The sequence below is a fragment of the Natrinema amylolyticum genome, from assembly GCF_020515625.1.
Lineage (GTDB): Archaea > Halobacteriota > Halobacteria > Halobacteriales > Natrialbaceae > Natrinema > Natrinema amylolyticum.
In genome coordinates this window covers 1,367,790-1,392,001 of record NZ_JAIWPJ010000001.1, presented here as the reverse complement: position 1 = coordinate 1,392,001, position 24,212 = coordinate 1,367,790, and the positions used below count along the sequence as shown (strand labels likewise).

Annotated in this window: 22 protein-coding genes and 1 tRNA gene; 16 read left to right on the top strand and 7 right to left on the bottom strand. The window is 66.9% G+C overall.

Features of this window, described 5'->3' with window-relative positions; all coding sequences use genetic code 11:
* Window positions 1-154: 154 nt before the first annotated feature.
* The 3 genes from LDH66_RS06895 (at window position 155) to LDH66_RS06885 (ending at window position 3,367) form a co-directional block, all read left to right on the top strand.
* Window positions 155-991, top strand: coding sequence for a lipoate--protein ligase family protein (locus tag LDH66_RS06895; RefSeq protein WP_226480317.1), 837 nt, complete (start codon window positions 155-157; stop codon window positions 989-991).
* Between the two features lie 450 nt (window positions 992-1,441).
* Window positions 1,442-2,326 carry a deoxyribonuclease IV gene (locus LDH66_RS06890; protein ID WP_226480952.1) on the top strand — a complete coding sequence of 295 codons (885 nt, stop codon included), beginning with the start codon at window positions 1,442-1,444 and terminating at the stop codon, window positions 2,324-2,326.
* 237 nt (window positions 2,327-2,563) lie between these two features.
* Window positions 2,564-3,367: a class I SAM-dependent methyltransferase gene (locus LDH66_RS06885; RefSeq protein ID WP_226480316.1), complete on the top strand. Its 804-nt coding sequence runs from the start codon at window positions 2,564-2,566 to the stop codon at window positions 3,365-3,367.
* Between the two features lie 78 nt (window positions 3,368-3,445).
* Here the strand turns inward: LDH66_RS06885 and LDH66_RS06880 are convergent, their stop codons facing one another.
* Window positions 3,446-3,841: a hypothetical protein gene (locus LDH66_RS06880; RefSeq protein ID WP_226480315.1), complete on the bottom strand. Its 396-nt coding sequence runs from the start codon at window positions 3,839-3,841 to the stop codon at window positions 3,446-3,448.
* Between the two features lie 169 nt (window positions 3,842-4,010).
* Between LDH66_RS06880 and LDH66_RS06875 the strand changes: the two genes are divergently transcribed.
* From LDH66_RS06875 to LDH66_RS06865, 3 genes are read left to right on the top strand one after another with little or no spacing between them, the layout of a single operon-like run.
* Window positions 4,011-5,006 (top strand): ABC transporter ATP-binding protein, encoded by a 996-nt coding sequence (locus LDH66_RS06875; protein ID WP_226480314.1) that lies wholly within the window; start codon window positions 4,011-4,013, stop codon window positions 5,004-5,006.
* Entirely contained in the window at window positions 4,999-5,787 is a 789-nt protein-coding gene (locus LDH66_RS06870) for an ABC transporter permease (protein WP_226480951.1), read from the top strand. The genes LDH66_RS06875 and LDH66_RS06870 overlap by 8 nt, the downstream gene beginning before the upstream one ends.
* Before the next feature lie 59 nt (window positions 5,788-5,846).
* Window positions 5,847-6,848, top strand: coding sequence for an arsenic resistance protein (locus tag LDH66_RS06865; RefSeq protein ID WP_226480313.1), 1,002 nt, complete (start codon window positions 5,847-5,849; stop codon window positions 6,846-6,848).
* A gap of 8 nt (window positions 6,849-6,856) precedes the next feature.
* Here the strand turns inward: LDH66_RS06865 and LDH66_RS06860 are convergent, their stop codons facing one another.
* Window positions 6,857-7,525, bottom strand: coding sequence for a helix-turn-helix domain-containing protein (locus LDH66_RS06860; protein WP_226480312.1), 669 nt, complete (start codon window positions 7,523-7,525; stop codon window positions 6,857-6,859).
* A gap of 139 nt (window positions 7,526-7,664) precedes the next feature.
* On the opposite strand from LDH66_RS06860, the gene LDH66_RS06855 reads away from it, so the two are divergent.
* Window positions 7,665-8,027 carry a DUF7344 domain-containing protein gene (locus LDH66_RS06855; RefSeq protein ID WP_226480311.1) on the top strand — a complete coding sequence of 121 codons (363 nt, stop codon included), beginning with the start codon at window positions 7,665-7,667 and terminating at the stop codon, window positions 8,025-8,027.
* A 17-nt stretch (window positions 8,028-8,044) separates the two neighbouring features.
* Here LDH66_RS06855 and LDH66_RS06850 read toward each other — a convergent pair whose 3' ends face one another.
* Window positions 8,045-8,740, bottom strand: coding sequence for a DUF7095 family protein (locus LDH66_RS06850; protein WP_226480310.1), 696 nt, complete (start codon window positions 8,738-8,740; stop codon window positions 8,045-8,047).
* A gap of 179 nt (window positions 8,741-8,919) precedes the next feature.
* On the opposite strand from LDH66_RS06850, the gene LDH66_RS06845 reads away from it, so the two are divergent.
* A complete protein-coding gene (locus tag LDH66_RS06845) occupies window positions 8,920-9,639 on the top strand; it encodes an alpha/beta fold hydrolase (protein WP_226480309.1) in 720 nt (239 codons plus the stop codon).
* 95 nt (window positions 9,640-9,734) lie between these two features.
* Here LDH66_RS06845 and LDH66_RS06840 read toward each other — a convergent pair whose 3' ends face one another.
* The gene (locus LDH66_RS06840) at window positions 9,735-10,433 is read right to left on the bottom strand and encodes a hypothetical protein (protein WP_226480308.1); all 699 of its coding nucleotides are present in this window, start codon (window positions 10,431-10,433) and stop codon (window positions 9,735-9,737) included.
* A 215-nt stretch (window positions 10,434-10,648) separates the two neighbouring features.
* On the opposite strand from LDH66_RS06840, the gene ncsA reads away from it, so the two are divergent.
* Complete coding sequence (ncsA, locus tag LDH66_RS06835) at window positions 10,649-11,608, top strand: tRNA 2-thiolation protein NcsA (RefSeq protein WP_226480307.1); 960 nt, start codon at window positions 10,649-10,651, stop codon at window positions 11,606-11,608.
* A 333-nt stretch (window positions 11,609-11,941) separates the two neighbouring features.
* On the opposite strand, the gene ftsZ is transcribed toward ncsA, so the two are convergent.
* The 3 genes from ftsZ to LDH66_RS06820 form a co-directional block, all read right to left on the bottom strand.
* Window positions 11,942-13,129 (bottom strand): cell division protein FtsZ, encoded by a 1,188-nt coding sequence (gene ftsZ, locus LDH66_RS06830; RefSeq protein WP_226480306.1) that lies wholly within the window; start codon window positions 13,127-13,129, stop codon window positions 11,942-11,944.
* A 2-nt stretch (window positions 13,130-13,131) separates the two neighbouring features.
* Window positions 13,132-13,311 carry a ribbon-helix-helix domain-containing protein gene (locus tag LDH66_RS06825; RefSeq protein WP_006185704.1) on the bottom strand — a complete coding sequence of 60 codons (180 nt, stop codon included), beginning with the start codon at window positions 13,309-13,311 and terminating at the stop codon, window positions 13,132-13,134.
* 196 nt (window positions 13,312-13,507) lie between these two features.
* Window positions 13,508-14,152, bottom strand: a complete 645-nt coding sequence (locus LDH66_RS06820) for a double zinc ribbon domain-containing protein (protein ID WP_226480305.1) — start codon at window positions 14,150-14,152, stop codon at window positions 13,508-13,510.
* Between the two features lie 127 nt (window positions 14,153-14,279).
* On the opposite strand from LDH66_RS06820, the gene LDH66_RS06815 reads away from it, so the two are divergent.
* The 7 genes from LDH66_RS06815 to LDH66_RS06785 all read left to right on the top strand — a co-directional run bounded on the left by LDH66_RS06815 (window position 14,280) and on the right by LDH66_RS06785 (window position 24,091).
* Window positions 14,280-14,353: transfer RNA gene (locus LDH66_RS06815), tRNA-Tyr, on the top strand.
* 577 nt (window positions 14,354-14,930) lie between these two features.
* Window positions 14,931-15,692, top strand: coding sequence for an ABC transporter ATP-binding protein (locus LDH66_RS06810; protein ID WP_226480304.1), 762 nt, complete (start codon window positions 14,931-14,933; stop codon window positions 15,690-15,692).
* Window positions 15,682-16,965 (top strand): ABC transporter permease, encoded by a 1,284-nt coding sequence (locus LDH66_RS06805; RefSeq protein ID WP_226480303.1) that lies wholly within the window; start codon window positions 15,682-15,684, stop codon window positions 16,963-16,965. Before LDH66_RS06810 ends, LDH66_RS06805 begins: the two co-directional genes overlap by 11 nt.
* On the top strand, window positions 16,965-18,194 hold the full coding sequence (locus tag LDH66_RS06800; RefSeq protein ID WP_226480302.1) for an ABC transporter permease: 1,230 nt from the start codon (window positions 16,965-16,967) through the stop codon (window positions 18,192-18,194). The genes LDH66_RS06805 and LDH66_RS06800 overlap by 1 nt, the downstream gene beginning before the upstream one ends.
* A gap of 84 nt (window positions 18,195-18,278) precedes the next feature.
* On the top strand, window positions 18,279-18,968 hold the full coding sequence (locus LDH66_RS06795) for an ICP22 family protein (protein ID WP_226480301.1): 690 nt from the start codon (window positions 18,279-18,281) through the stop codon (window positions 18,966-18,968).
* A gap of 111 nt (window positions 18,969-19,079) precedes the next feature.
* Window positions 19,080-21,920 (top strand): DEAD/DEAH box helicase, encoded by a 2,841-nt coding sequence (locus LDH66_RS06790; protein ID WP_226480300.1) that lies wholly within the window; start codon window positions 19,080-19,082, stop codon window positions 21,918-21,920.
* Window positions 21,921-22,057: 137 nt separating this feature from the next.
* Window positions 22,058-24,091: a PAS domain-containing sensor histidine kinase gene (locus tag LDH66_RS06785; RefSeq protein ID WP_226480299.1), complete on the top strand. Its 2,034-nt coding sequence runs from the start codon at window positions 22,058-22,060 to the stop codon at window positions 24,089-24,091.
* The last annotated feature ends 121 nt before the right edge of the window (window positions 24,092-24,212 follow it).

The following is a 24,212-nucleotide window of genomic DNA, read 5'->3' as shown; positions in this document are numbered from 1 at the left end:
GGGTGCGATCACTCTCGGATCGCGGCCGCTGCTCGCGGTCCGACGTCGCTTCGAGTCTCTCGAGTTCAGTTTCGCCCGTTATAAACTCTCCAATGATATACGGAATCGGGAGTCCGTCGGAATCACTTTCCACCTCGTCCGCATGGCTTCGCACATGACGACACTGGCCGATCGGGACTGGCGACTGATCCGGGACGAGCCCCGCGACGGGGCAACGCAGATGGCCATCGAGGAAATAGCCGCGCGAACGGCGCTCGAGGACGACGTTCGAACCGTCCGCACGTACTCGTGGGAGCCGAGCACGCTCTCGCTGGGGTATCGACAGGACGCCGACACGGTCGACTGGGAGTTCTGCGAGCGGGAGGGGATCGACGTGACGCGACGGCAGACCGGCGGCGGCGGGATCTATCACGACCGCTATGCCGACATCTCGTATACGATCGTCGCTCCCGCCGACGAGGTCCCGGGGAACCTGATGGACTGTTACGAACTGTTCTGCGAGCCGATCCTCGAGGCGTTCGATCGAATGGGCGTCGACGCCGCCTTCGCATCGGCCGAGCAGGACGCCATCTACCAGCCCTCGTGCTATCTGCGGGACATCAACCCGGCCCACGACATCGTCGCGCCGGCGGACGCGGGCAGCGAGGCGAAAAAGATCAGCGGCAACGCTCAGTACCGCCAGCGCGACGTCGTCATCCAGCACGGCTCGATCAGCTACGCTCTCGAGCCCCGGAAACACGTCGGCGTCTTCGACACCGATCTCGAGAAGTCGACCTTCACTGATCGCGTGACGAGCATCCGCGACGAGGCGGGGATCGACCGGGACGAAGCGGTCGGGACGATCGCCGAGTCGCTGCGGGACTGGTGTGACGCCGAGGAATCGACGTGGCGGGACGGCGAACTCGAGGCCGCGCGGGACCTCGCCGAGCGGAAATTCGGCAGCGACGCGTGGGTTCGGGATCGGGAGGCGCTCGAGGCGGGTGAACGGTGACAATCAGTGATCGATCGCTCGTCGCGTGACTCGAGTGACTGTCGTGGTGGCGCGTGCTGTCCTGCGATGAACGACCAGTGAATCGCAGGAGAACACCGCGCGAGGGATGAGCGAGGGAAGCGTGACCGAGCGAATCGGCTGGGGTGGGTGTGGGAATCCCTAGGTTCCAGTATAAGAACTGGTAATCGATTTTGAACCGGCAGGTTGACTCATAGTGGAGGAAACGGCTACACCTGCTTCTGGCAACTAGGAACGCCACGTCCTCCCCAGCCGATTCGCTCACTACGTTCGCTCATCCCTCGCGCGGCTTCGAGCGACGGTTCGCCAGTGGCGAACCGTAGCACAGCACGCGCCACCGCACGTCTATCGGCCAGATATGGAGCTGCCGTCCACATTCGAGTCGCTCCGTTATACCTATCACGGCCCGGTACTGACGAGAATTCAATGACGATGAAGGTCGGCGCACACGTTTCAATCTCCGGTTCGCGCGTCTCGTCCGACGAGGAAACACCGCCGTACGACGATCTGCGCAACGCGGTCCACCGCCAGACCGCCTTCGGCGGCAACTGCGGGCAGATATTCACGACCTCGCCGCAGGTCTGGGCCCAACCCGAGATCAGCGACGAGGCCGCCGAGGGCTTTCGCGAGGAGAGCGACGAGCGACTCGAGGGGCCGTGGGTCATCCACTCGGCCTATCTCGTCAATCTCTGTACACCCAAGGACGACCTCCGACGGAAGTCCAAGGAGAGCATGCAGGCGGAGCTCGACGCCGCCGCGCGACTCGGGATTCCGTACGTAAACGTCCACCTCGGGGCTCACACCGGCGCGGGCGTCGAGGGTGGTCTCGACAACGCGGCGAGCCTGATCGACGAACTCGAGGTGCCCGAGGACGTGACGATTCTCATCGAGTCCGACGCGGGCAGCGGCACGAAACTCGGCGGCGAGTTCGAGCACCTCGCGGGGATCATCGACCGCACCGAGACGGACATCGGGATCTGCATCGATACCGCTCACACGCTCGTCGCGGGCAACGATCTCACGACGCCCGAGGCGGTCGACGAGACCGTCGGCCGCTTCGACGACGAGGTCGGACTGGAGTACCTCGAGTACATCCACCTCAACGACTCGAAACACGACGTGGGCACTCACAAGGACGAACACGCCCACATCGGCGAGGGCTACATCGGCGAGGACGGCATGAAAGCGATCGTGAACCACCCCGGTCTGCGGGACCTTCCGTTCGCGCTCGAGACGCCGACGGAGGACGGCCGCGGCTTCGCGTGGAACATCGAGAAGGTCAAAGAGCTCCGACAGGCGGAGCCGGTACAACTGTAAGGACGCGAGCCGCGCTCGGCGAGCGCACGCGACGTCCGGTATCGTGACCGGCGACCCGTCGCTCCGAGCACGGTCCTCGGCGATCGCTTGCGATAGAAGAGCGAAGCGGATCCGCCTCGTCGACGCGACGAGAATACAACGAATGGACGGGTTCGCCGGAAAGGGTGGTAACTCCGCCCCGCCTCGAGCGTTCGAGAAACCGACCCGTTTTTACTCGAGACGCCAGTACTACCGGCCGTGCGCGAGTTCTCCGAATCCTACCTTAGCCGGACCCGCGAGGGGATGTGGGGCGATTCCCGCGACGCGCTCGAGCCGCTCGCCCTCGAGTCTCGCGACCGGATTCTGGACGTAGGCTGTGGAACCGGCGAGCTGAGTCGCGTCCTCGCAGCGGAGTCGCCGGGCGAGGTGATCGGCTGCGACGCCGATCCGGACCTGCTCGCGGCCGCGGGCGAGCACGTCCCGGTCGTCGCCGGCGACGCCTTTCAGCTTCCCTTCCCCGACGATACCGTCGATCTCGTCGTCTGTCAGGCGTTACTGATCAACCTGCCCGAGCCCGCGGCCGCGCTGACCGAGTTCGCGCGCGTCTCGACGGACCTCGTCGCGGCCGTCGAGCCCGACAACGCCGCGGTCGAGATCGACTCGAGCGTCGACGCGGAGGGGGCCCTCGAGCGCCGCGCGCGGCGAGCCTATCTCGACGGCGTGAATACGGACGTCGCGCTCGGGGACGACGCCCGCGAGGCGTTCGACGCGGCGGGACTCGAGGTGCTCGAAACCCGCCGATACGACCACGTTCGGACGGTCGAGCCGCCGTACAGCGACGGCGCGCTGACGGCCGCCCGCCGCAAGGCGACCGGTGACGGACTGGCCGACGATCGGGCGACGTTGCTCGCCGGCGCGCTGACCGAAGGCGAGTACGACGACCTCCGCGGGTCGTGGCGCGAGATGGGGCGGGACGTGATCGAGCAGATGCGCGACCGCGACTACCGGCGGACCGAGCGAGTGCCGTTTTACGTCACCGTCGGCCGCGTTCCGAAGTCGTAGCCCGCCGCTCGAGGGGGAGGGGGTGGACCGTTGCCGGGCCCCTCCTCTCCCCACTCCCGCCTCTGTTCTCTGTTCTCTTCAGTCGCCGGTTTCCGCCCGCGAGTCCGGCTCGAGGTGGTATGCGAACGCGACGAGTGCGGCCGTCTCCCGGTCGAGGCTAATCACTTCGCCGAGGCCGTCGATCAGGCCGACGATCGGTTCGTCGTCGCTGTAGGCGACGGCGCGGCGGATTCCACAGCGGCGGTCGGCGACGCCGTCTTCGCTCTCCATCGCGTCGACGAGCGCGCGGACGGTCGCCTCGAGGGACTCGATGCGGCGGTCGCGAGACAGGTCCGCGAGGTCGAACGTCGACAGATCGTCCATGTACTCGCTGGCCTCGGGTTCGAAGCCGAGCGCGGCCGCGTCGTCGTCGTGGACCGGTGCGTTCAGTTTTCGCTCGAGGTATCGGTCCGCCCAGTCGGTCGTGGCTGTCATCGTGATCGGTGTGTTGCGTGTCGGAGCCGTTGTCACCGTTCGATTCACCGTCGGCACGGTCGCCGAACCGTGCGTATTGATACCACGCCAAATCGAATAAGCGTGTCCGTCGATCCGCGACCGGCCGGTGGACCGCCACAGCAATGGTATCAGCCCGCCAAGGGGACGTATGGCCGCGATCGAACTCGAGAGCCTCACGAAAGACTACGGCGAGGTGCTCGCCAACGACGGCGTCACGTTCGACGTCGAGCGCGGCGAGATCTTCGGCTACCTCGGACCGAACGGTGCGGGGAAAACGACGACGATCCGGACGCTGCTCGGACTGCTCTCGCCGACCGCCGGAACGGCCCGACTGCTCGGACGGGACGTGACCGACGAGGAGCAACTGCTCGAGGCCAAGCGTCGGCTCGGCTACCTTCCAGACGACCCGGCGTTCGACGAGACCGCGACCGGACGGGAGATCATCGACCTGCACGCGTCGATCAAGGGCGACGAGCGCAGCGACGAGTTGCTCGAGCTGTTCGACCCGCCGCTGGACCGCGAGGTCCGGGAGTACTCGCGGGGGAACGTCCAGAAGCTGGGGCTGGTGGTGACGTTCATGCACGACCCCGATCTGGTGATTTTAGACGAGCCCACGAGCGGGCTGGATCCGCTGTTACAACAGCGATTCAACGAGTTCCTGCGGGCCGAACGGGAGCAAGGGATGACGGTGTTTTTTTCGTCGCACATCCTGAGCGAGGTGCGACGGCTCTGCGATCGCGTCGGTATCATCCGGAACGGCCGACTCGTCGCCGTCGAACCGGTGGAATCGCTGCTCGACAGGAGCGGCAAAGTCGTTCGCCTGCGGACGGCAGCACCGATCCCGACTGAGGCCCTCGAGATCGACGGCGTCCACGACCTCGAGACCGCAGTCGGTGCGGCGGAGACGACGGACGCCGGGACGGGAAGCGAGTATACATTCACGTTCACCGGCGACGTCAACGCCCTGCTCGAGGCGCTCCGAGAGTATCGACTGCTCGACCTGTCGATCGAGGAAGCACCGCTCGAGGAGGTCTTCATGCGGTTCTACGGCGGTTCGGCGACGACCGACCGGGACGAGCAGGGCGATCGCGTGGCCGCTGCCGGTGGCGAGAGCGAGGGCGACACGGGTGATGGCGATGTTTGAACTGACGCGGTACGACGGTCGCCGGCGGATCCGGGGCAGTCTCTATCTCTCGATCGGGCTCTCCCTGCTCGCGGCGATGGTCATCTGGGTCTATCCCTCCTTCGAGGCCGAAGTCGACCTCGACCAGCTGCTGGCGGCCTATCCGGAGCCGATCCTGCAGGTGATGGGGGTCCAGACGATGGCGAGTCTGGGCGGTTTCCTCTCGTTCGAACTCTACACGTTCGGCTGGATCATCATGCTGGGTCTGTATCTGGCCTACGCCACGGCGGGAACGATCGCCGACGACGTCGATCGCGGTCGGATGGACGTTCTGCTCTCGATGCCGATCTCCCGGTCTCGAGTGGTCGGCGAACGGTTCGCCGCGATGGCGGTGCCGATCGTCGGCGCGAACCTCGTGCCGCCGGTCATCGTCTACGTCGGCGCGCGACTGATCGACCACCCCCTCGCCGCCGCGGACGTGCTCGCGGTCCACCTGCTCTCGATCCCCTATCTGTTCGCCTGCGCCGGGATCGGCCTGCTCGCGTCGGTCGCCTTCGACCGCGCGGCGATCGCACAGCGAGTCGCCCTCGGCGTCACGTTCGCGCTCTTCCTGTCCGAATCACTCCTGACCGGGACCGACGCCGAAGTCATCGGCGCGATCGCTCCCATGCGGTACTACGATCCGAACGCGGTGTTGATCGACGGGAGCTACGACCTCGTCGGCGCGGGGATTCTCGCGGCGATGACGCTCGCCCTCCTCGTCGCGGCAGGGGAGTGGTTCCGACGGAGCGACGTTCCCTGAGCTGCGAAATCGGCGGTCACTTCGTTGCGTTATTCCGATTCGCACGCCTACCCTCGATAATGCACTCGACGGAGTGGTTGCAACGCCACCAGATCGCCGTCTACGCGGTCGCAGTCGCGCTCGCCGTCGGGATCGGGGTGGGACGACCAGCGACTGCGCCGCTCTTCGAGCGGCTCATCACCCCCGTTCTGGCGGTGTTACTGTACGTGACCTTCCTCGAGATCCCCTTCGTTCGGTTTCGCGCGGCGTTTACGAACGGTCGGTTCATGGCCGGCGCGCTCGGGCTGAACTTCCTCGTCGCCCCGGTCGTCGTCTACGGGCTCACCCGATTTCTCCCGCGGGAGCCGGTGGTCCTCGTCGGCGCGTTCATGGTGTTGCTGACGCCCTGTATCGACTACGTGATCGCGTTCACCGACCTCGCCGGCGGAGATGCCGAGCAGATCACTGCCGCGACGCCGGCGCTGATGACCCTGCAGTTGCTCCTCTTGCCCGTCTACCTCTGGCTGTTCATGGGAAGTCGGATCGCCGCCGTCGTCGAGCCCGAACCGTTCCTCGAGGCGTTTCTCCTGCTCATCGCCCTCCCGCTGGCGCTCGCGTGGCTCACCGAACTGGGAGCGATGCGGTCGAAAACCGGCCGCCGGTGGCAGGCCGCGATGGGGTGGTTCCCGGTCCCGATGATGGGCGCGACCCTGCTGGTCGTGATCGCCTCACAGCTCCCCCGGGTTCGGGGCTCGATCGAACAGATCGCCGCAGTCGTCCCGGTGTACGTCGCCTTCCTCGTCATCATGCCGCTGCTCGGTCGAGCGGTGGCCGGGCTCCTCCGATTGGATACCGGCGAGAGCCGCGCGCTCGTCTTTACCGCCGTGACGCGAAATTCGCTGGTCGTCCTTCCGCTGGCGCTCGCCCTTCCCGCGGGCTACGAGCTGGCCCCGGCGGTCGTCGTCACCCAGACGCTCGTCGAACTGACCGGAATGGTCGTCCTCACTCGAGTCGTGCCGGCGTGGCTCGTCTCGGAGGCGCCGGACGCGATCGCGGTTCCCGGTATCGAACCGGACGAGTGACCCGCGAGTTACGGCGATCGGTCGCTCGGGTACACCGTGTTCTCGACGAGTCGCTTGACGCCGCGCCGGAAGCGTTCCGACGTCGCGTTCGGCGAGATATCCAGTCGCTCGCCGAGTTCGGCCAGCGAACAGGACCGCGGGATGTCGAGATAGCCGGTGTCGACGGCGGCGACGAGTGCCTCGCGCTGCCGGTCCGTTATCCCGTACTGCGAGCGCGACCCCGCCGGCTCGGACGACTCGCTCTTGTCGTACAGTTCCCGAATTTCGACCGCCAGACCGTGCTCCACGAAGAAGGCGTGAAATCGCTCGAGCGCCTCGTCGCTCGGAAAGGCGACGCGGAAGTACCAGCCCTCGTGCGTCGCGGTCACCTCGTGTAAGACGCCGCCTTCTTCGATCACGGTCGGATAGACGCTCATCCGCTGGCCGTCGGACGTCAACGAGAGTTGATAGAGGCGACGACCGTCGAACTCGACCACGGGGGGTGCCGCGGTGACGGTCGGATCGGCTTCGAGGCCGGCGTCGAACGCCTCGAATCCCTCGCCGTCGATCCAAACGAGCATCTGATGGCCGCCGTCTCCGGTGAGATCCGATTGTTCCCACGTGAGTTCGATATCGGGCGCCTGCGAGAGCGTGTCACGCAAGATGGGATAGTCGACCAGGAGCGTAGCGAGTAGCATACTAGCGGTTGTCTCTCGGAAGGTCGCAGTACGGTTTCTTACTTTTGGCTCGAATTTGCATGGAAAATCACCATCCTTCATAAAGGACGTGAATACTTCCGCGCCGCCCCTATCCGATGGAACCGTCCATTGGTATACAATGAATGACAGGGACGGAACGCCGCCCGGGGAGTCGATCGACGCGTCGTTCGAGGTACTGAGCGATCCCCATCGCCGATCGCTCTGCCGGTACGTGATGCGGACGGAGACGGAGGTCGTCACGAACGAGGAACTCGTCGAGTACGTCGTCGAGCGGGCCCCGGAAACGGCCGCTGACGACGGGGACAGCACCGACGAGCACTGCGTCGCGACGGAACTCCGCCACGTTCACCTCCCGAAGCTGGACGAGGCCGGTCTGGTCGAGTACGATCGCCGAAGCGGCGTCGTCCGCGTCGATCGCGCCACGGTGGCAGACCGGCTCGAGCGGGTTCGCGCGATCGTTCGGGACCTACAGAACGCGTGAGACGGATCCCGGCGGCGTCAGACCACGTCGCCGCGAACCGTCACGCCGTCTTGTCGTTCGCGCCACGCGTGGAGTTCCCGTGCGGCCGTCTCGGCCTTGTCGTCGTCCATGCCGAGCATCTCGAGGGCGGCCGACAGCGTCGGCAGGGCCAGTTCGCCCTCGCGGAGCTTCCGGAACGCCTCGTCGCTTCTGGTGCCCTCGGCCCAGAGACAGACCCCGCGCGGGTCGAGCAACTGGGTGTAATCCTCGCGCAGTTGCGCGCCGCGCAGACGCTGGGTAACGTTGTCCTCGAACGGCGAGTTACAGACCTCGAGGTGGACGGGCTCGTCCGCCGGGAGGAGGTGCGCGGCCAGACACTGTTCGGGCGCGGCGTGGCCGTTCGCGTTGGCCCGGAGGTACTCGGGGAACTCGGCCGCCCAGTCCGCGCGAACGGACTTGCCGACGCCCTCGATGCCGTGGGACTCGCGGAACCGGGCGCTCGGATCCCGCTCGTCCGAGTCGCCCCCGGCGCTCGAGCCGGTCGACTCGCTGTCGTCGCGCAACAGGACGTCCTTGGTGACGTAGACGTCCAGGCGCTCGACGGGATCGAGGCCGAGCGCGACGTCGCCGAAGGCCCACACCTCGCGGACCGGCACCGGCATCCGCTCGTTCGCGACAGTATCGACGATCCCCTCGAGGCGGTCGACCGCGTCACTGCGGTCAAATCCAGTCATTGCGCTCCCTTGGGCGTCGACGCGCAAAGTCGTTTCTCAGTGGGCGGTCGTGTGCCCGCCGGCGGTTCCGCGGGTTCGCGCCCGACTCGGTCGCAGCCGAACCGCCACGACGGCGTGACCGTCTCGAACACCGCGTCGAGAGATCAGGTTTTTTATCGGTTCCCGGCGAACGGAAACCTATGCGACACCGGATCTTCAACGAGGACGGCGACGAGGAACTCGTCTTCGTCATGGGCTGGGGCAACCGCTGGACCCACGAGAACGTCAGTTGGCTCATCGGGCAGTTGACCGAGGCCGGCTACCGGGTCCACGCGTTCGAACTCCCCACGAACATCGAGGACTTCAAAGCCGACTGGCTCGAGCCGGTCGCCGAGTACGTCCGCGACCTTGAGGAGTACCAACTACTGGGCCACAGCGCGGGCGCGCTCGTCGCACAGGCCTTAGACGGCGCGGACAATCACGTCTACCTGAGTCCGTGGTGGGGGTACGGCGAGGGATTCCCGGAACCGGTGTTGGACGCGGTCTCGAAGCTCCCGACGACGTTCCCCTGTCTCCCGATCGGCGACCTCGACGCGGCGGCGCTGGGCGAACGGACGACGGATCACCAGATCGAAACGACGCCGTCGTGGGTCTCGCCGGCGTTCGTCCGGGAGACCCGCCGCGCGCAGGCCGACCTCCTGACGATCGACCACGACGCGGTCGTCTTCTGCTCGCTGCGCGATCCCGTCGTCAGCCTCCGACCGATCGGCGAGCGGGTGCCCGCCGAACACGTCGTTCTCTACAACGGCGGCCACGAACTGTTCTCCTCGGCCGCCCGCGACCGGTACGTCGACCTCTTGCTCGACGCCCTCGAGGACGGCTCCGACGCCGTCGAGGAGCGAGAGCGGGTCCCCGCCTGAATCCGGCGCACCATCGCACCGCCGCCACCGCTGCCAGCCGTCATCGCACCGCCGCCACCGCTATTGCACCGTTGCCACTGCCATCCTCGCCCCGCTCAGAGCGCGTCGAGCAGCGCACGCAGTTGCGGCCCGCCCTGAAGTAGGGCGCGCGGGAATCGCCGCCGTGCGGTCGCGAGTGCGTCAGCGAGGGCGCTCGCGGCGTCCGTGAAAACGCCGGTTCCGTGCCCGAGGAGGATCCGTTCCGGGGCGATCCCCTCGAAGACGGCGGTCGGGACGACCGGCCGGAGGAGCAGGTAGACCGCGAGCCGTTCGTCACCGGTGAGATACAGCGGCGCGGTTCCGAGGAGGTCCGGAACGTACAGCGTCGGGTCGGACCGCCGGTAGACGATCGCCTCGGACCATCCCGGTACCGGGCTCGCCTCGCGCGCTCGGAATCCCGAGTTCGCGAGCGCCCCGTCGAACCGCTCGAGCGGGGCGTCGATCCGCTCGGAAACTCGGTCGAGCCATTGCGGAACGAAGACGGGAACGTCGAACCGCCGAGCGAACCGGTCGGCGTCGCGAGCGTGGTAGGCCGAGCAGACGACGACGCCCGCCACGTCGCCCAGGGACGCGATTTCCTCGTCGATGCCGGGTGCCGCTAAGGGATCGAACAGCCAGACGTCGCCCCCGTCGCCCAGCAGGGCGTGACTCGCGCGCATCCCCGCTTCGTCGGGATGGGCGAGCCAGCCGACGCCGCCGTCGAACTCGTCGATCACCCGGACCGACGTCGACGCCGACCTGTCGTAGATCACCATGCACGCGGCGTCTCCGGGACCGCCGAAAGTAGTTTCGAATGACACGACGGCGGGGACGGTCCGGCTCGATCGGGATCGGCCGCTAACGGCCGTCTCGAGGCGGCGACGACCGCGTCTGACCGAATCATACCGATTGTAAGACATCGTCGTGAGACGCTGCTGGTCGCCTTCGCCAGACGAAACCGTGATTGGCGGCGACCGACAACGGACCGCTAATGGACTGTAACCGCTGTGACGAGGAGGCGGTCATGCACGCCGCCTACTCCGGGGCACACCTCTGTGCGGATCACTTCCGCGAATCGGTCGAGAAGCGGGTGCGTCGCCGGGTCCGCCGGGACGATCTCGTCCCCCACGACGTGACGCCCGAGAACCCCCAGACCTGGGTGATCGGCCTCTCGGGCGGCAAGGACAGCGTCGTCCTCACGCAGATCCTCCACGAGACGTTCGCCGAGGACCCCCGCATCGAACTCGTCGGGCTGACGATTCACGAGGGCATCGAGGGCTATCGCGACAAATCGGTCGAGGCCTGCGTCGAGCTCTGCGAGGACCTCGAGATCCGCCACGAACTCGTCAGCTACGAAGAGGAGTTCGGCGTCCGGATGGACGACGTCGTCGAGGACGACCCCGAAAACATGGCCGCCTGCGCCTACTGCGGCGTCTTCCGCCGGGATCTCCTCTCGGAGTACGCCGACGAACACGACGCCGATCTCCTCCTGACCGGCCACAATCTCGACGACGAGGCACAGACCGCGCTCATGAACATCCTCGAGGGCGACGTCGAACAGATGGCGAAACACTTCGACGCCAGCCTCGGCCCCCTCTCCGAGCGCGAGGAGCAAGACGAGTTCGTCCCGCGGGCGAAGCCGTTGCGGGACGTCCCCGAGAAGGAAGTCGCCCTCTACGCCCACATCAACGACCTCCCAGCACACATCACCGAGTGTCCCCACGCCAGCGAGGCCTACCGCGGCGAGATCCAGCAGCTTATCTACGATCTCGAGGAGAACCATCCCGGGACTCGCCACTCGATCCTCTCGGGATACGAGGAACTCGCGGACATCGCCGCCGAGAAGTACGCCGGCGACGACGGCGCCGATCTGCAGGAGTGCGTCGAATGCGGGTCGACGACGACTCGAGAGGTGTGTCGGAAGTGCTCGCTGCTCGAGGCGCTCGTCTGACGGCGCTCTCGGTCTCTCCTTCATTCGGGGACGCTCGAATCCCGACCAGCGACCGACCTATCGGTTACAGCCGCTCGGGATTCGGCCGTCGGACCGTCTGCCGGATCGAATTCCCGGCCGTATACGGTCGTAAACGGACCTCCCGCCGAGCAGTGAGCCCGGTGAAATGACTCGCCGGTTCACCAGTGGTAGGTGTCCGACACGGTCGGTACCGTGTCGGGACGAGCGTCGTCACTCGCGATTCGGCCCGTGAGAAAATGCGACCGACGAAACCGAACGGTGACCGGCGCGACGGTGGTGTGTCAAGTGTGTATCGCGCCGGTCCCGTCGCGATTACCGGATGACGTCGACGCCGTTCTGTCGGTCGACCTCGTCGCGACCGCCGTCGCTCTGCGCGCCGAACTCGGGGCCGCCGGTGTCGACGTTCTTGCTCGCGTCGAAGTCGGCCTCGGTCACGCCCTCGATGCTTTGGCGGGACTTGTCGGCCTGCTTCTGAGTCGTCGGGCCGAGCACCTGGGCGCTCTGGACGCCGGTCATGATCGCCATGACCCGCACCTTGCCCTTGTACTCCTCCTGAATACGGGCGCCCCAGATGACGTTCGCACTGGCCTCGAGGCGCTCGGTGATGTTGTCGGCGATCCCCTCGGCCTCTTTCAGCGTGAGGTCGGGGCCGCCGGTGATGTGGACGAGTCCGCCCGACGCACCGCGGTAGTCGACGTCGAGCAGCGGATGGTTCATCGCGTCCTTGACGACCTCGTCGGTCTTGTTCTTGTCTTGGGTCTCGCCGACGAGCATCACCGCGACGCCGCCCTGGTTCATAATCGTGGACATGTCCGCGTAGTCCAGATTGATCAGGGACGGCTGGGTGATCGTCTCCGAGATGCCCTTGACAGTCTCGGCGATGATCTGGTCCATCACCGAGAACGCCTTGCCGATCGGCAGGTTCGGGACGTAATCGAGCAGTCGGTTGTTGTCCAGTACGATGATCGAGTCGGCCTGCTCGCGCAACTTCTCGAGCCCTTCCTCGGCTTTCACCGTGCGGGCGCGCTCGACGTTGAACGGCGTCGAGACCATCCCGACGACGATCGCACCCTGCTCTTTGGCGATCTTCGAGACGACGGGGGCGGCACCCGTGCCGGTGCCACCGCCCATGCCGGCGGTCACGAAGACGAGGTCCGCGTCGCCCAGCACTTCCTTGATCGTGCCCTGGGCCATCTCGGTCGCACGCTCACCCATCGACGGATCGCCACCGGCACCGAGTCCATTCGTCAGCGATTTGCCGACGAGGATCTTCGTGTCGGCCTCGATCATCTTGAGGTGCTGTTTGTCCGTGTTGATCGCCACGGTGTCTGCACCGTCGACGCCAATGTTGTACAGCCGGTTGATGGTGTTGTTACCGGCACCGCCCGCACCAACGATCACGATTCGGGGCTCCCCGAACTCGTCGTCGTCCATCGAGGCGTCCATATCGCGGGCCTCTTCCTCCGCGTTCTCGAGGGCGTCCTGTACGATATCCTGCATCGTTACACCTTGGCCCAGTTGCGCTTGCCGGACTGTTCACTGGGTCCGTCCTGTTGCTCGTTGATCATCTCGCGGACGGCCGATCGGATCGCCTCGCTTCGGTTCGGGAATTCGCCCGAGTCGACTAATTGTTCTACTTCCTCGATCTGCTGTTTCGGGATTCGCAGTGTCACACGCTCCATGGTTTGTATTCCCCGTTGGGTAAGACGGTGGCGCGCCCCTGTCAGACGCGGCGTGTCTTACGACGGAACCGCCCGACATCGGGCGATTTTCCGTCTTTTCGATGAGTGTAAGACAGTCCGTCTTACGCGAATAATGGGAAGTCCGGCCTGAATAATAAAACTTTCGTCGGTCAGGACTTTCAGTGTCTTACACTGATCAGTACTGGTGACTGTCCGACTCGAGGACGTCCGCCGCCGGTGTCCGACGACCGCAGCCGGGACAGAACGACCAATCCGACCGGACCTCGTCGCCGCAGTCACAGAACAGCCGCCGCGATGCTTTTTCGCCGCAGTTGGGACAGTAGACGTGATCGCCGTCGAGTTCGTCGCCACACTGGTTGCACTGGACGCCACCGTCGCCGGGCGGCGTGTCCGACGGCCCGCGCGCCTGCGTCGGCTCAGTATCGTCGGTCGGCCGACTCGGCGTCGTCTCACGCGTGCGCCCGTCGTCGAGCTGCACTCGTCCGTCACGAACCCGTTCGTCGGACCGCGTCGCCCCCTCGAGCGAGATGGAGACGTTGACGTCCTGGGAGTCGGCCGCCGGTTCGCGCGAGCTCCCGCGATCGAGGCCGAGTTCCCGCAATCGCGTTTCGAGTCGCTCGTCGACCCGTTTCCGAACCAGTTCGTCGATGGCACCCTCCTCGCCGCCGCCCTGATCCGACCGATCACCGCCGCTCCGCGCGGTCCCGTCGCCCTCGAGATACGAGCGCAGCGCCTCTCGCATCGCTTCGCTCTTGGAGATCTCCAAGTCCTCGAGTTGCTCGACGAGGTCGTCGTCGGCGCGGAACGTGATCTTGCTCATGAGCGAGTTGCCTCTATGTTATCACGCCTGCTATATCAATCATGCTGCCGTTCGTGTCTCCTGACACGTACGACTCGCCTCGAATAATAACCCTTATGTGCACCACGGCGGCTACGTTTGAGTGCGCCCGCCCTTAGCTCAGACTGGTAGAGCAGTCGACTGTAGATCGACTTGCCCCCCGTTCAAATCGGGGAGGGCGGACTTTTTCGACGACCAACACTGCGAGCGAAGCGAGCACGTCTTACAGTGTTCAAATCGTGGCAGGCGGACTCGTTTTCCAGCCGGTTCGATGGGAATCGGAGAGTGACTCGTCTCCGTCCTCGGAGCGAACGAGGACTCGGAAGTCGTGCGCGGTGAAACGGGAACGTCTCGTCCCGTTCGAATCGGAGCGGGCGAATCTGTTCTCCGACGGACTCGAGGTGCCACCTGAATCCCCTAGTCACCGATCACCTGTGAGTGGTCGGGCCGTTACCATTCGAACTCGAGACGGCGAGGACAGCCTTTCAACGCGAATACAGGACGCGCAAACGTACCCGAATACTAACCTGTACGGGCACCTTTCAGGGCCCGATCGAGGACAACCCGTCCCTACTCCGTCGAACGGACCTCGAACAGCCGACCGCCGCCCGACGGACGGGACAGACACTGAGTCGAACGTCGCGGTGCCACCGGCGTCCCTGTACGGCCCGCGGAACGGCGTGTAACGCCCGTCTGACAGGGGTAACCGGGTCGAAACAATGAGTCGGTGGGCCGTCCGCTGGGAGTGAGACCGCTGCGAATGTCCAACCAATCAGTACACGGTTCGCGATCGTCAGTGAGGGATCGGGCGGACGAACGCGAATCGGCGACGGCCGTTCGCCTCGAGGGAGTCACCCACGAGTACGGGTCGACGGGCGGGCGGTTCCGCTCGGGGGACGAGCGGACGGTGACCGCGCTTCGGGACGTCTCCATCGACGTCCCGACGGGGACGATCGTCGGCCTCGAGGGGCCGAGCGGGAGCGGGAAGTCGACGGTATTACACGCGGTCGCGGGGCTGTTGGTCCCGACGGCGGGCAGCGTCGAACTCCGGGGAACCGACCTCGCGGCGCTGTCCGACGCGGAGCGAACGCGGATGCGGCGACGCCATATCGGCATCGTCTTCCAGCGCTTCCACCTCCTCCCGTCGCTCTCCGCTCGCGCAAATGTTGCGCTGCCGCTCGTCCAGTCGGGCGTTCCGCGGGCCGCCCGCCGAGACCGCGCGACAGAGTTGCTCGAGGCGGTCGGGCTGGGCGACCGGGCGACGCACCTGCCCGGCGAGCTCAGCGGCGGCGAGCGCCAGCGCGTCGCGATTGCGCGGGCGCTGTCGACGGACCCGGACGTGATCGTCGCCGACGAGCCGACGGGTGAACTCGACACGGCGACGGGGCGGGACGTGCTCGAGGTACTGACCGACGTCGGACGCGATCGAGCGGTGGTCGTCGCCTCGCACGACGAGGCCACGCTCGACGTCGCGGACCGGGTCGTCACGCTGTGTGACGGACGGGTGGACGATGTCCGATGAGGCCGACGACCTGCCCGCGGACGCCGATTCGCGGCGTCGGACGCGCTGGCGAGGGGTCGTCGGGCTGACCCTCTCGAGGTGGTGGCGACGCGCGACGCGAACGACGACGGGCCGGATCGCGTCGACGGTCGCCGCCGTCGCGCTGACGATCGCGCTCCTGGTCGTCGTGACCGGCGTCGCGCTGGCGCTCGCCGACGGCGGCGCGGCGACCGAGGACGACGCGGACGTCCGGGTCACGCCCGAGGAGAGCGGGACGCTGTCGTCCGTCGACGGCGTCGAGGGGCCGCGGCTCGGCGAGACCAACGAGCGGGCCGCGACGATCCGGTCGCGGGACAGCGTCGAGCACGCCTCGCCGGTGTTAGTCGAGACGGCGCGACTCGAGTCGACGGACGGCGATCCCCGGACCGTCCGGCTGATCGGTGTCGTGCCGGACGAGGAGTCGCGGACCGTCGCGGGACTGCCGACGACGGAACTGGAGTCTGGCGACTCACACTACGCGAACGGGAGCTACGACGGGCCGCGAAACGGGGAGCTCGTCCTCTCGCCGACCGCCGCGGAGCGACTCGATGCCACCGAGGGCGACGAACTCTCCGTCTCGATGGGCGGCACGGAACGGGCCGGCGAGGCGACCCCCTCGGTGACGGTGGCGGCCGTCGCGGACGGAGGGGCGGGCGGTAACGGTGCGCCGATCGCGCTGGTTCACTTGAGCGAACTCCAGTCGTTCTCGGGCGCCGACAACGGCGAACTCGCCGATCGGCTGCTGATATGGGGCGAGTCCGAGGCGGCGCAGTCGGCCGCCGTCGACGCTTACCCCGCCGCGGCGGTCGAGGTGGCCGGCGGCACCGATCCGTCGACGCTGTTCGAGGACGGCCTGGCGTTCGCGACGAGCGTGATCGCGCTGCTGGTCGGCGTGACCATCTGTGCGTCGTTCGTCGCGACGACCATGGGGATGACCGTCGACGAGGACCGTCGCACTCTCGCCGTCCTCGAGTCGGTCGGCTTCCCGACACACAGCCGGCTCGCCGTCGTCGCGGTGTCGACGGGGATCACGACGCTGGTGGGATCGATCGTCGGTATCGGCCTCGGAATGGCCGGGATCGTCGCCGTCAACGCCGTCGCCGGTGCGACGGTCGCACCGGGCGCGGTCGCCCACTTCCACCCGGCGTTCGTCCCGTACGCGATCGTCGTCGCGCTCGTCGCGGGGCTGGTCGCAGTTCCCTACCCGCTTGCCGTGGCCGCGCGAACGTCCGTCCTCGAGGAGGTGGGCCGATAATGCTGGGACGAGCGATCGTCAGAACTCGCGCCGTCGTCGGACTCGCGGTCGCACAGCTCCGGCGGTCGCCCGGTCGAACGGTTCTGACCGTCCTCGCGGTCGCGCTGGCCGTGCTCTCGGTGACGGTGCTGGCGAGCCTCGGCGTCGGCGTCGTCGAGAAGGGAGAGGAGGGGCTGGACCGAGCCAATCGTGACATCTGGGTCACGAGCGATCCGGTCGATCCGGCCGCGAGCGGGACCGAGAACCCGATCGTGGGTTCCCACGGGATGGCCGCCGAAATGACCGCCCGTGACGACGTCCGGACCGCCTCTCCGATCGCGATGTACGACATCTACATCGGAACGAACGCCTCGGAGCTGGAGCGCCGGCCCGCGGTCGGCGTCCAGCAGACCCACGAGGGGTTCGACTTCCGATCGGGGAGCGGGTTCGCGGTCGACGAGGAGGCCGCCGCGAGTCCCCCGCCCGAGGAGCCGACGACCAACGAGATCGTGATCGACCCGCGCGTCGCCGACGCGCTGAACGTCTCCGTCGGCGACACGATCTACGTCGGGACGAGCAGGCAGACGGCCGAGGCCCACGAGTTCACCGTCGTCGGGACCGCGGACTACTACTCCCAGTATCTGAGCTCGCCGACGGTGACGATGCCGCTGGGTGACTTACAAGCGGTCGCCGGCACGTCGGGGACCGACCGGGCGACGTTCATCACCGCGGACGTGGCGGACGACGCCGACCGAGACGCCGTCGCGAGCGACCTCAGCGAGGAGTACCCCGAGTACGACGTGCGAACCAGCGACGAACAGGTCGAGTCGATGATCGAAGAGCGGACGATCGTCCTCGCGAGCGGCGCGACGCTGGTCGGTCTCGCCGTCGTCGGCGGCGTCGTCCTGACGGCGAACCTGTTCGCGCTCGTGGCCCACCAGCAGCGCGAACAGCTCGCGGCGCTCCGGGCGATCGGGCTGTCCCGGCGCGTCCTCGCCGGCACGATCGGCGCACAGGGGCTCGTCATCGGTCTGGTCGGTGGGATCGCCGGCCTCGCGGCGACGCCGCTGGCCGTGCTCGGGCTGAACCGGTTCTCGGCCTCGGTGCTCGGCTTCGAGAACCTCCTGCAGACGCCGCTCGAGGTCTATCTCGGCGGCTTCGCGCTCGCGCTCGTCGTCGGCACGGTCGTCGCGATCGTCGCCGGCTGGCGAGCGGGCCGCTACGCTCGGATCGAACACCTCGAGGCCTGACCGCGAGTCGCCGGCTCGGGGCCGCGACCAGTGCCGGCTTTCGCACCCCGAACCCACTTGCCGACCGGCCCCGTACGGGTCGTGATGCGACTACGAACACCCGCCCGCGAGCGATCGAACGCGGCGTCCGGATCGGGATCGACGGCTGCCCCCTCACGCGGAAGACGGCTCGTCAGACACCTCTTCACCGCGGTCGGCCTGCTCGCGTTTACCTACGCCGTCTTGCGAGTACTGGGGCCGCGGGACGACGTACCCGTCCAGTCGGTCGACGAGGTGCGGGACGAGATGGAAGGCGTCGTTCCCGACGAACTCCGGAGCCGAGCCGCCGACGCCGTCCCGGGCGATCGCTCGATCGATACGATACGGAATCGAGCCGGTAGCACCGTCCCGGACGATATCACGCAGATATCTATCGAGGGACCGCGAAGCGAAGAATCGGAACAGGAACCCGGTGTCGAGTCGCCGACGGAGACGGACGAGGGCGGCAGCGGCGACTCCGACGTGACGGGACTGGACGAGGACGGCGACACCGACGTCGACGAAGCCGACACGGGCCACCCCGGTGACGTGATCGACGAGGCGGAGACGAACGCCGACTACACCGACGAGGATCGCTCGGACGAGGAGATCGCCGAGCGCGCCGAGCCCGACGTTCAGGACGAACCGGCGGAACCGGGCGAGATGGCGGTCGACGATGACGTCGCGGACGAACTTGTCGACGCCGACGTCGATACCGACGCGGACTCCGAGGGCGACGCCGAGTCCGAGGAGTGAGGTTGTCGCCGAAATCGGCGGTCGTCGAACGCGGCGAGCCGACTCGAGCGATCCCCCTCGAGTTCACCGGAAACGTGGCCCTTATCCGCCGTTCGCTCCTAGCGCGTTTCGATGACTGACGGGGACGTCGCGGCGTTTACGCACCTCGGAGCGACGGTTCGCGGGGCGCTCTCGGAGCGCGGGTTCTCGCGGCCGACGGCACCGCAGCGACTGGCGATTCCGCCGCTGTCGGCCGGCGAGAACACGCTCGTGATCGCGCCCACCGGGAGCGGCAAGACCGAGACGGCGATGTTGCCCGTCTTCGACCACTTGGTCGCCGAGGACGGTCCGCCCGAGGGGTTCGGCGCGCTCTATATCACCCCGCTGCGGGCCTTGAACCGCGACATGCGCGAGCGCCTCGAGTGGTGGGGCGACTATCTGGACCTCGAGGTCGACGTGCGCCACGGCGACACAACGCAGTATCAGCGCGGGAAACAGGCCGAAGACCCGCCGGACGTGTTGATCACGACGCCCGAGACCGTGCAGGCGATGCTCACCGGTGAGCGACTGCGCGAGGCCCTGGCGGACGTCTCCCACGTCGTGATCGACGAGGTCCACGAGCTCGCGGCCTCGAAGCGGGGCGCGCAGTTGGCGATCGGCCTCGAGCGGCTCCACGACCTCGCGGGACGGTTTCAGCGGATCGGCCTCTCGGCGACCGTCGGCGACCCGGGGGAGGTCGGCCAGTTCCTCTCGGGCGGCCGCCCCTGCGAGATCCGGGAGATCGACGTCGGCAGTAACGTCGACGTGACGGTCCGCGAGCCCGAAATCACGGCGGAAGACGAGCGGTTGGCGGGCGAACTCATGACCGAAGCCGACACGGCGAGTCACGTCCGACTGATTCGCGATCTGGTCGAGGCGAACGAGTCGACCCTGATCTTCGTCAACACGCGCCAGACGGCCGAAGCGCTCGGCTCGCGGTTCAAGGAACTCGACTTGCCGATCGGCGTCCACCACGGCTCGCTCTCGAAGGAGGCCCGGATCGACGTCGAGGACCGGTTCAAGGCTGGCGACCTCGACGGCCTGCTCTGTACCTCTTCGATGGAGCTCGGGATCGACGTCGGACAGGTCGACCACGTGATCCAGTACAAGAGTCCGCGACAGGTCACTCGACTCCTCCAGCGGATCGGCCGCGCGGGCCACCGCCAGGACGAGGTCTCGAGCGGGACGATCGTCACGACGCGACCGGATGACACCTTCGAGGCGCTGTCGATCGCGCGCCGGGCCCGCGACGGTGAGGTCGAACCGGCGGCGATCCACGAGGGGAGCCTCGACGTGGTCGCGAACCAGTTGCCGGCGATCGTCCAGAGCCGCGGTGATACGTACGTCGACGAGGCCGTCGAGACGGTCACTCGCTCCTATCCGTTCCGGAACGTGCCCGAGGCGACGGTCCGGGAAATCATCGGGGAACTCGACCGCAACCGGATCCTCTGGTTCGACGAGGGCGAAGACCGCATCGAGACCACCGGCGGCACCTGGCAGTACGTCTACGCCAACCTCTCGATGATCCCCGACGAGGAGACCTACGAGGTCCACGACATCGCCTCGGGGGGCCAGATCGGGACCCTGGACGAGCGGTTCGTCGTCAACTTCGCCCAGCCGGGCGAAGTGTTCATCCAGCGCGGCGAGATGTGGCGGATCGCCGAGATCGACGACGAGGAGGCCCGCGTCAAGGTCAGCCCGATCGAGGACCCCGCCGGCGAGGTGCCCTCCTGGATCGGGCAGGAGATTCCCGTCCCCGCCGCGGTCGCGGGAGAGGTCGGCGAGATTCGGGCCGTCGCGGAGCCCCAGCTCAGTGCCGGCGCCGACGCCGCCGCGGTCGGTCGGGAACTCGCCCATCGCTACCCGGCCGACGAGTACACGCTGACCGAGGCCTGCGAGCAACTCGAGGCCCAGGTCGACAGCGAGTCGCCGATGCCGACGGCGGATCGACTGGTGCTCGAGCGACAGGGGCGGACGATCGTGCTCAACGCGCCGTTCGGCCACACGGCTAATGAGACGCTCGGCCGGATCCTCTCCGCGCTGCTGGGCCAGCGCGCGGGCTCGTCCGTCGGACTCGAGACCGATCCCTACCGGATCGAACTCGAGGTGCCGAACTCGATCGCGACCAGCGAGGTGCTCGAGGTGCTCGAGGAGACTGACCCCGACCACGTCGAGGCGATCGTCGAACTCGGGCTCAAGCGCTCCGACGCCTTAGCGTTCCGGCTCGCACAGGTCTCGGCGAAGTTCGGCGCGCTCAAGCGCTGGCAGAACCAGGGCTCCGGTCGAATCTCGAACGATCGGTTACTCTCGGCGCTCGAGGACACGCCGATGTACGAGGAGGCGATCCGAGAGGTGTTCCACGAGGATCTCGATATCGAGCGCGCGAGCAGGGTGCTCGAGGGGATCCAGTCGGGCGAGCTCGAGCTGGTGACCCACCGCGGGCGGACACCGATCGGACTGGGCGGTCGGTCGTCCGGCGGCAAGGAACTGCTCGCGCCCGAAAATGCGGACGCGAGCGTCATCAAGACGGTCAAGGAGCGGATACGGGACGACCGCGTCATCCTGCTGTGTACCCACTGCAAGGAGTGGAAGGTGAAGACGAAGGTCAAGCGGGTGCCTGACCAACCCGAGTGCCCCGAGTGTGGCTCGACCCGGATCGCCTCCCTGAATCCGTGGGCCGACGAGGTCGTGCAGGCGGTCCGATCGCAAGAGAAAGACGAGGAGCAACGGCAGATGACCGAACGCGCGTTCCGTGCCGCGAGTCTCGTCCAGAGTCACGGGAAGCAGGCCGTGATCGCCATGGCCGCCCGCGGGGTCGGTCCCCACAACGCCGCGCAGATCATCAACAAGCTCCGCGAGGACGAGGCCGAGTTCTACCGCGATATCCTCTCGAAAGAACGAGAGTACGCGCGGACCCAGTCGTTCTGGGACTGACGACGCGGATACCACACCCGTCACTGGTCGCGGAATTCCGGCGACCCTGAAATTCCGGCCGTCGAGCCGCTAATTGAAAGAAATCGGACGTGACTCCTTCCACAGCCCTTATCTACGCTACTGGCCAAACCCTGACGATGGAATCCGGCCCGTCAAATGACCCGCCGGCGACCGAGGACGGAGCCCTCGCCGGTTCGATTCCCACCCGAATGGCGACGCTGCTCGAGGCGGCGGACGTCGCGTGCTTCCGAGCGACGCCGACGGGGACGATCGATGCGGTCAACGACGCATTCACGCGGTTGACCGGTTACACGCGAGCCGAACTCGACGAGCGATCGGTCGATGCACTTTTCGACGACGGACCGACGATCGAGTCGCTCGTTTCGGACCTCGACGAGGGCGATTCGTCGCCGACGTCGGTGCCGGTTTCGATTCGAACGAAGACGGACGTCGTCCCCTGTACCGTCCACCTCGAGCGACGGCCGCGGGGAGCCGAACCTGACCAGCAGCCGGCTCTCACCGGTATCGTCCGCCGCCGGACGGGAACGGCCCAGTCAGCGGTGAAATCCGAGTCTGATCTCACGTACGGGCGGACCTTCGAGGCGCTCGCCGACGCGCTCCCTGACGGCATTATCGTCCTCGATACGAACAGCGACGTCCAGTACGCCAACCCCGCCGTCGAACGCATCCTCGGCTACGATCCCGACGAACTCGTCGGCTCGAGTAAGGTCAAGATCATCCCGCCACGGTTGCGCCAGACCCACCTCTCGGCGCTGCAGCGCTACCTCGAGACCGGCGAACGGAACATCAACTGGACCTACGTCGAATTGCCGGGCCAGCACACGGACGGCCACGAGGTGCCCCTCGGCGTCTCGCTCAACGACTTCACGTACAACGGCGACCGCTATTTCGTCGGCCTCTTCCGGGACATCTCGCCCCGAAAGGAGGCCGAACGCACCCTGTCCGAGAAGGTCGTCCAGCTCGAGTCGGTCTCGTATCTCGGCCGGCACGCCCTCGAGAGCGCCGATACCGACGACCTGCTCGCGAAGGCGACCGAACTGGTCGCGGCCGCGCTCGACGCGTCGTACGCGACCGTCTTCGAACACGACGCGGGCCCCGACGGCGAAGTGCTCCGGCTCCGGGCCGACACCGGCCTCGACGTCGACGACCTGACGACGTCCGCTGCGGATTCGATCGCGGCCGCCGCACTGGCGGACGACGGCCCCGTGGTGATCGAGGACTTCGAATCCGACGGCCGGTTCGACGGACCGTCGCTTTCGGCCGATCGCGACGTCCGGAGCGGGATCACCGTCACGATCGGTCCGGCGACCGATCCGTGGGGCGTCCTCGACGTCTACGACACCGACCGGCGGGAGTTCGCCGACCACGACATCGACTTTCTCGAGAGCGTCGCCACGATCCTCGCGACCGCGATCGAACGCCAGCGGTACGAACGCCGGCTCAACGAGACCGTCGCCGATCTCGAGGCGTCGAACGAACGCTTAGAGCAGTTCGCCTACGCCGCCTCCCACGACCTGCAAGAGCCCCTGCGGATGGTCTCGAGTTACCTGCAACTGATCGAGAGCCGCTACGCCGACGACCTCGACGCGGACGGCCGGGAGTTCATCGACTACGCCGTCGACGGCGCGGAACGCATGCGCGAGATGATCGACGGCCTGCTCGAGTACTCCCGGATCGACTCGCAGGGCGACCCCTTCGAACCGGTCGACTTGGACGCCGTCCTCGAGGACGTCCTGACCGACCTACAGGTGATGATCGAGGGAACCGACGCCGAGATTACCGCCGAGCCGTTGCCCGAGATTCAGGGCGACCCGCGACAGCTCCGACAGCTGTTCCAGAACCTCCTGAGTAACGCGATCGAGTACAGCGGGGACGAGCCGCCGCGAGTGCACGTCGAGGCCCGACACAACGGCAGGAACTGGGAGATATCGGTCGCGGACGACGGAATCGGCATCGATCCCGACGATCAGGATCGGGTCTTCCGGGTGTTCCAGCGGCTCCACAGTCGCGAGGAGTACGACGGGACGGGCATCGGGCTCGCACTCTGTCGCCGCATCGTCGAGCGCCACGGCGGTCGCATCCGAGTCGACTCCGAACCCGGCGAGGGCGCGACGTTTACCGTCGCGATTCCGGCCGACGCCTCGCAGTGACGGAGTCGACGGCTCGGACGGCGGTTCGCCCAATTTGAATTGCCTTCTCTATCGGTGATCGGTCGCGAAAATGTCTGTCGGCGGCGGAAGACGATCGCTATCGGATCAGTACGCCCAGCCT